The organism is Roseospira goensis (genome assembly GCF_014197795.1).
Taxonomy (GTDB): domain Bacteria; phylum Pseudomonadota; class Alphaproteobacteria; order Rhodospirillales; family Rhodospirillaceae; genus Rhodospira; species Rhodospira goensis.
The window spans coordinates 45069-51509 of sequence record NZ_JACIGI010000025.1; the positions used below are offsets into that span (position 1 = coordinate 45069).

The 6441-nt window shown below is 69.0% G+C and carries 5 protein-coding genes and 1 tRNA gene; 2 read left to right on the forward strand and 4 right to left on the reverse strand.

The window, feature by feature from the left end:
* Positions 1-68 precede the first annotated feature (68 nt).
* Both GGD88_RS13665 and GGD88_RS13670 read left to right on the forward strand, forming a co-directional pair.
* On the forward strand, positions 69-524 hold the full coding sequence (locus GGD88_RS13665) for a PaaI family thioesterase (RefSeq protein WP_246423764.1): 456 nt from the start codon (positions 69-71) through the stop codon (positions 522-524).
* A gap of 457 nt (positions 525-981) precedes the next feature.
* A complete protein-coding gene (locus GGD88_RS13670) occupies positions 982-3360 on the forward strand; it encodes a putative bifunctional diguanylate cyclase/phosphodiesterase (protein ID WP_184436360.1) in 2379 nt (792 codons plus the stop codon).
* 155 nt (positions 3361-3515) lie between these two features.
* Here the strand turns inward: GGD88_RS13670 and purB are convergent, their stop codons facing one another.
* From purB to GGD88_RS13690, 4 genes are all read right to left on the reverse strand, one after another.
* Positions 3516-4835, reverse strand: a complete 1320-nt coding sequence (gene purB, locus GGD88_RS13675) for an adenylosuccinate lyase (protein ID WP_184436362.1) — start codon at positions 4833-4835, stop codon at positions 3516-3518.
* Positions 4832-5509, reverse strand: a complete 678-nt coding sequence (locus GGD88_RS18915) for an SEC-C metal-binding domain-containing protein (RefSeq protein WP_184436364.1) — start codon at positions 5507-5509, stop codon at positions 4832-4834. The genes purB and GGD88_RS18915 overlap by 4 nt, the downstream gene beginning before the upstream one ends.
* 229 nt (positions 5510-5738) lie before the next feature.
* Positions 5739-5814: transfer RNA gene (locus GGD88_RS13685), tRNA-Thr, on the reverse strand.
* Between the two features lie 214 nt (positions 5815-6028).
* On the reverse strand, positions 6029-6232 hold the full coding sequence (locus GGD88_RS13690) for a transposase family protein (RefSeq protein ID WP_184436366.1): 204 nt from the start codon (positions 6230-6232) through the stop codon (positions 6029-6031).
* Positions 6233-6441: the final 209 nt, after the last annotated feature.

Here is a 6441-nt window from a genome sequence, read left to right on the forward strand (position 1 = left end):
GCCGCTTGACGCGGCGGGCCGGTCTCCATACGCTGCCGTATACTCAGCCCGCGATCAGGATACGCCCCATGATGGATGCCGCACCGCCCCCCACCTTCTCGCCCGGAAGCCCGGACTATGTCCAGCGCGTCCATGACAGTTTCGCCCAGCAGGCGTTCATGCGGACGCTGGGGGTGCGGATCGTCGAGGTGGCGCCCGGAACGGTCACGCTGGCACTGCCGTTCCGCGCCGACCTGACGCAGCAGGACGGCTTTCTGCATGCCGGGGTGACGGCGTCGCTGGCCGACAGTGCGGCCGGCTATGCCGCCTATACCACCATGCCGCCGGACAGCCGGGTGCTCAGCATCGAGTTCAAGCACAATCTGCTGGCCCCGGCCGTGGGAGAGTCTTTCGAGGCGCGCGGCCAGGTGATCCGCGCCGGCAAGACCATCGTGGTGGTCCAGGCGACGGTGTCGGCGCTGCGGGGCGGGCAGGCGAAGGCGGTCGCGCAGATGCAGGCGACGATGATGCGGGTGGAAGCGTGACGGCACCCGGGCCGTGTCCGCGACTCCCGGGACGGCTGTCTATCGCCCTGGACGGCGTCGGCGCTGCGCACCGCGCACGACCGGGGCCCGCCTGACAATCTGGCGCGATGGCCCGGCCGGCGTCCCCCCGGGGTCCGGCGATGCCACGAGGAGGGGTCGGCTCGGGCGTGGACGCAGCGCGATCCAAGGTGGCCCCAGAACCGAAGCTTCGGCCGCAATGCGTGCCGACGCCGCGCGAAGGTAGAGCGCATCGCCAGAATAGGTATCCCGACTCCCGGGGTGGGCGGGGCGAAACGCGTCTGTGTCTTTCGCCCAAACTTTCTGTTCCTCAGGCCCCGTCCTTCAAAGTATTGTAATTACGGGGGAGCTTTTCGGGGTGCCTTGCGGCGACGTGGGGCGGGACGGGTAGTTCTTGGCCTTTCTCTCCAAATTCTGGTGGCCCAGATCCTGGTGGCCGATGCGTCGGGTTCCGGAGGGACGATCGGCCGGTCCCGGGGCGGCGGCATCGGCGGATCTGGCCGAGGGCGCCGGTCGGGTGTCGGGCTGGTCGGTGCGGACCAAGGTACTTGTGGTCTCGGCGCTGCTCCTGATCGCGCTGGTGGGCCTGGCGGAACTGGTGCTCCTGCGGCTCGTCGGTCCCGAGTTCGCGGACCTGGAAACCGCCCGGGCCGAATCCCATGCGACCCGCATGGCCAAGACGGTGACGACCGAGCTGGCGGCGCTTGAAGGCCTCACGGCGGACTGGGCCCAGTGGGACGACACCTATGACTTCATGGTTACGCGCGACCCCGACTATGTTTCGACCAACCTGATCGAGGGCACGCTGGAGAGCCTGCGGCTCACCATGATGCTCATCGTGGACACGGACGGGCGGATCGCCTGGGCGGGCCAGCGTCTGCCCGACCGCCCCGGGCTTGCGGTCGAGGCGATCCTGGAGCAGGACGGCCCTGACCTGCCACGACTGATGGCCCTGTCGCAGGACGGCACCACGGGGGTAACCGGTCTGATCGGCACCGCCCGGGGGCCAATGCTGGTGGCCGCCCAGCCGGTGCTGACCAGCCGGGAGGGCGGACCGTCGCGCGGTCTGTTCCTGATGGGCCGCCTGGTCTCCGGCGACGTGCTCGCCCAGTACGGCGACATGCTGGGGCTGACGATCCGAACGTGGTCCGCCATGGATCCGGCGTTGCCGCCCGGGGCGCGCGCGGCGCTGGAGACCCCGGGACAGCCGGCCATCGCGTCGATCCCGGCGGACCGCGCCGCTCTGGGAGCCTATGTGGCCCTGAACGATCTATTCGGGGAGCCGCTTCTGGTGCTCGGCACCCGGATCGTCACCACCATCTGGGCGCAGGGCCAGGCCGTGCTCTACACGGCGGCGCTGACCACTGCGATCGCGGGCGCCGCACTGATCGTGCTGATCCTGACGAGTCTGGAGTACATGGTTCTGCGCCCGCTGGCGCGACTGTCGGCCCACATGCGGGACATCGCCGAGAGCGGTAACCTGAGCGCCGCGCTCGACCTGGAGCGCCGCGACGAGCTGGGGGCGCTGGTCGGTGCCTTCCGGCGCATGCAGGAGCGGGTGGCCCAGCTCGCCTATTTCGACACCGTCACCGGTTTGCCGAACCGGCGCCTGTTCGAGGACCGGGCCGAGCAGATCCTGCGCTACGCCCGCCGCACCGGGCAGCGGGTCGGCATCCTGTTCCTGGACCTGGACGGCTTCAAGCTCATCAACGACACGCGCGGCCATGCCGCCGGCGACGTGCTGCTCCGGGCGGTGGCGCACGAGCTTCACGGGCTGGTGCGCGAGTCGGACACCATCGCCCGGTTCGGCGGCGACGAGTTCGTCATCGCGTTGCAGGATCTGGAGACCGTCGAACAGGCCCGCGAGCTCGCCCATCGCATCCTGGCGCGGTTCGCGCATCCATTCCGCATCGGCACCGCCACCGTGTTCTCCGGAACCAGCATCGGGATCGCCATGTTCCCGGACGACGGCGAGACCGTCGAGGACCTGGTCCGCGCCGCCGACGCCGCCATGTACCAGGCCAAGAGCGCGGGCGGACACAGCGCCACCTTCCTCGACCGCGGTCGCCACGCGGAGACGGAAACCCTCGTCGACCTGGGCCAGGCGTTCCGCCAGGCCCTGCGCACCGGGCAATTGTTCCTGGTCTATCAGCCCCAGGTCGATCTCGGCGGCGGCGGCGTCATCGGCTACGAGGCGCTGGTGCGCTGGCGGCATCCCACACGCGGCCTGCTGCCGGCCGGGTCGTTCATCCACCAGGCCTACCGGGGTGGCCTGTACGTCGAACTGGACGCCTGGGTGCTGCGCACCGCTTGCGCCGCCCTGGCCGGGCGCGGCGGCGAGACGGCCCCGCCGGCCCCCATCACTCGCCTGTCGGTCAACATCTGTGCGCGCCACATCGAGCGGCCGGGCCTGGCGGATCTGGTCGAGCGCACCCTGCGCGAGACCGGCGTCTCGCCGCATCGCCTCGTCCTGGAGATCACCGAATCGGTGCTGGTCAACCGGCCCGAGGAGGCGCGCACGGCCGTTGCCGCGCTGCGGGCGCTGGGCGTGCGGATCGCGGTCGATGACTTCGGCATCGGCGCCGCGTCGCTGTCGGCTCTGCACCGGTGTCGCGCGGACATCCTCAAGATCGACCGCACCCTGGTGGACGGCCTGCCGGGCGACCCGACGGCGGCCGCCATCTCGCGCTCGATCATCACCCTGGCCCGCACGCTCGGCCTCCAGGTGATCGCCGAGGGGATCGAGACCGAGGACCAGCGTGCGTTCCTGGTGGCCGCCGGGTGCCCGGTCGGGCAGGGCCACCTGCTGGACGGCTGACGGTCCGGCCGCCACGGTTAGGGCAGGTCGCGCCAAAATGGACTCGCGCCGCGGTCCCGTTTTGGCGCGTGAATCTGCTCTAAAATCAATAATGTAGAGCCGATTGTTCGAAAACGGAACCGGAGGTGCGGTCCGATTTCGAACGTGAATCGGCTCTATTCTGTCGTGGCGCCGAACACCCGCCGGAAGATGGTGTCCACGTGCTTGGTGTGGTGGTCCAGGTTGAACAGCTCGGCCAGCGTGGCCTCGTCCAGCGCCGCGGTCACCTCGGCGTCGCGACCGAGCAGGGTCAACAGGTCGCCCTCGCCGTCCCACACCTTCATGGCGTTGCGCTGCACCAGGCGGTAGGCGTCCTCGCGGCTGACACCGGCCTGGGTCAGCGCCAGCAGCACCCTCTGGGAGAACACCAGGCCGCCCATCTTCTCCACGTTGGCGGTCATGGCGTCCTCGTGCACCACCAGCTTGTCGACGACACCCGCCAGCCGGGCGAGGGCGAAGTCCAGCGTGATGGTGGCGTCCGGGCCGATGACGCGCTCGACCGACGAGTGGGAGATGTCGCGCTCGTGCCACAGCGCCACGTTCTCCAGCGCCGGCGTGACGTAGCCGCGCACGACGCGGGCCAGGCCGGTCAGGTTCTCGGTCAGCACCGGGTTGCGCTTGTGCGGCATGGCCGAGCTGCCCTTCTGGCCGGGGCTGAAGTACTCCTCGGCCTCGCGCACCTCGGTGCGTTGCAGGTGGCGGATCTCGGTGGCCAGCCGCTCCATCGAACTGGCGACGACCCCCAGCACGGCGAAGAACTGGGCGTGGCGGTCGCGCGGGATCACCTGGGTGGACACCGGCTCCGGGGACAGGCCCAGCTTGCGCGCCACATGCACCTCCACCGCCGGGTCGATGTTGGCGAAGGTACCGACGGCGCCGGAGATGGCGCAGGTCGCGACGTCGGCGCGGGCCGCCATCAGGCGGTCGCGGGCGCGCTCGAACTCGGCGTAGAAGCTGGCGAACTTGAGGCCCAGGGTCACCGGTTCGGCGTGGATGCCGTGGCTGCGCCCCATGGTCACGGTCAGGCGGTGTTCCAGGGCGCGCCGTTTCAGCGCCGCCAGCACCGCCTCCAGGTCCTCCAGCAGCAGGTCGGCGGCCTGGGTGAGCTGCACCGCCAGGCAGGTGTCGAGCACGTCGGACGAGGTCATCCCCTGGTGCACGTACCGCGCCGGCGCCCCCACATGCTCGGCCAGCTCGGTCAGGAAGGCGATGACGTCATGCTTGACCTCGGCCTCGATGGCGTCGATGCGGGCGATCCTCTCCGGGGTGTAGGGCTTGTCGCCGTGGGTCCACATCGCCGCGGCGGCGTCCGCCGGGATCACCCCCTGCGCCGCCAGCGCGTCGCAGGCGTGGGCCTCGATCAGGAACCAGATGCGGAACTTGTTGGCGGGCTCCCACAGGGCGGTCATGGCCGGGCGGGCGTAGCGTGGGATCACGGGCGGGGCTCCTCGGGACGATGGCGACGCGGATGCGGCCGGTTATAAAAGACCAGAGACCGCGCCGCCAAGCCCGGCGGCACGCCGCGCCGTGACGTCCGGCGCAGACAGCATTTCTTGAACTTCTTGCCGGAGCCGCAGGGACACGGGTTGTTGCGGCCGACGTGGCGGTGCTGGTTGACGGCCGTTTCTACGGGGGGCGGTCCGCTCGCGGGTCCACCCGCGGTCGGCGAGGTCCGCCGCGGCGGCGTCGCCCCAGGCGTCCGCGTCGTCGAGGATACCCCCGGCCTGGGCCTCCAGAACCAGCCCCTCGATCGCCTGGTCCAGCAGTTCAGGGTGATCGGCCAGCCGCTCCGCCATTCCTGGTGCGTCGAGACTCGCGTCAAGGCGGCTGGAGAGCAGCGGCACCGGATCGCGCTCGCCCGCGCGCAGGTCCTCCTCGGTGTAGGCGTGCCAGTGCCGAAAGGTCTCGATGACGATGTCGAACGGCACAAGGCGTTCCTTTCGCAACAGGTCGGCGCGTCCCTCCAGGGCGTCCAGGTCACCGTCTCCGGCGCGGCCAGGCAGGCGCGCACCGCCGCCTCGGGGAAGCGGCCGACGGTGGTCAGGGCCTCGACGATCTCGTCGCTGGTCATGGCGTGGGTCATCGCTTCGGGATCCTCGCTGGTCGTCATCGTCCCGTCGGGACCGCCACATCGGTTTCGTGGCAGCGTAGGGCGCGGATGGACCGGCCTTCAATCGTCCCGTGGCGGCCGTGTTCGCCGTCCGCCCGCACCATCGGACACCGGATCGGACACGCCAACGGACACCGCGCGATTTACTGGCACAGTGCTGACACGAACGACAAAGCCCCGGAACCGTGTCCGGGGCTTTGCTGTAAGCAGCTGATTTTACTCTTAAATCTGGTGCCCCCGGCAGGACTTGAACCCGCAACCCCCTGATTACAAATCAGGTGCTCTGCCAGTTGAGCTACAGGGGCTCGTACCAGGACCCTCTCTACCCGCTTTCGCGCGGCGTGACCAGAGCCCTGGCAGAAGCTCCACGGCATCGAGTCCAGGCGACCGGGCCGGGGGCGCAACGAGGTGGGCGAGGACGGACGGGGTCCGTCCGGCGGCCATGCGGGTGGTCTTGATGGACCGTTTGAGGACGGTGCGCAGACAGTCTGACGTTGGTGTTCATAAATAGAGCCCTCTTTAGTTGCGGATAAAATCCAGGTGATGAACACCCCAGTCCGCGATCTCATCATAATCATCACAGCCCGCAATGCTGGCGCACATCCCCAGAAACAGAACCTGCGGCATCGGATACATGACCTCTGCCCGATCACGCGGGTCCTTCACCTCGCCGAAATGCTTGAGAAGAAGGCGGCGGCGATCCTTGACGACCATCTCTTCCATGGGCGTCCGGCTCCGGCTGGTGATCCTCCGACCGTTGAATCACGCCCGATTCCGCAACGCCAAACAAAGCCGTACCCGAAACATGAACCTGGGCTCGTTGCCGTGAGAACGGCTGCAGGGCTCCGAATCCAGGTTACGGGATTTTCATGTTCAGGATTTGGGCGAGGTAGTTTGTGTCCCATGCGGCGCGTTTGCGTCTGGTCTTGAGG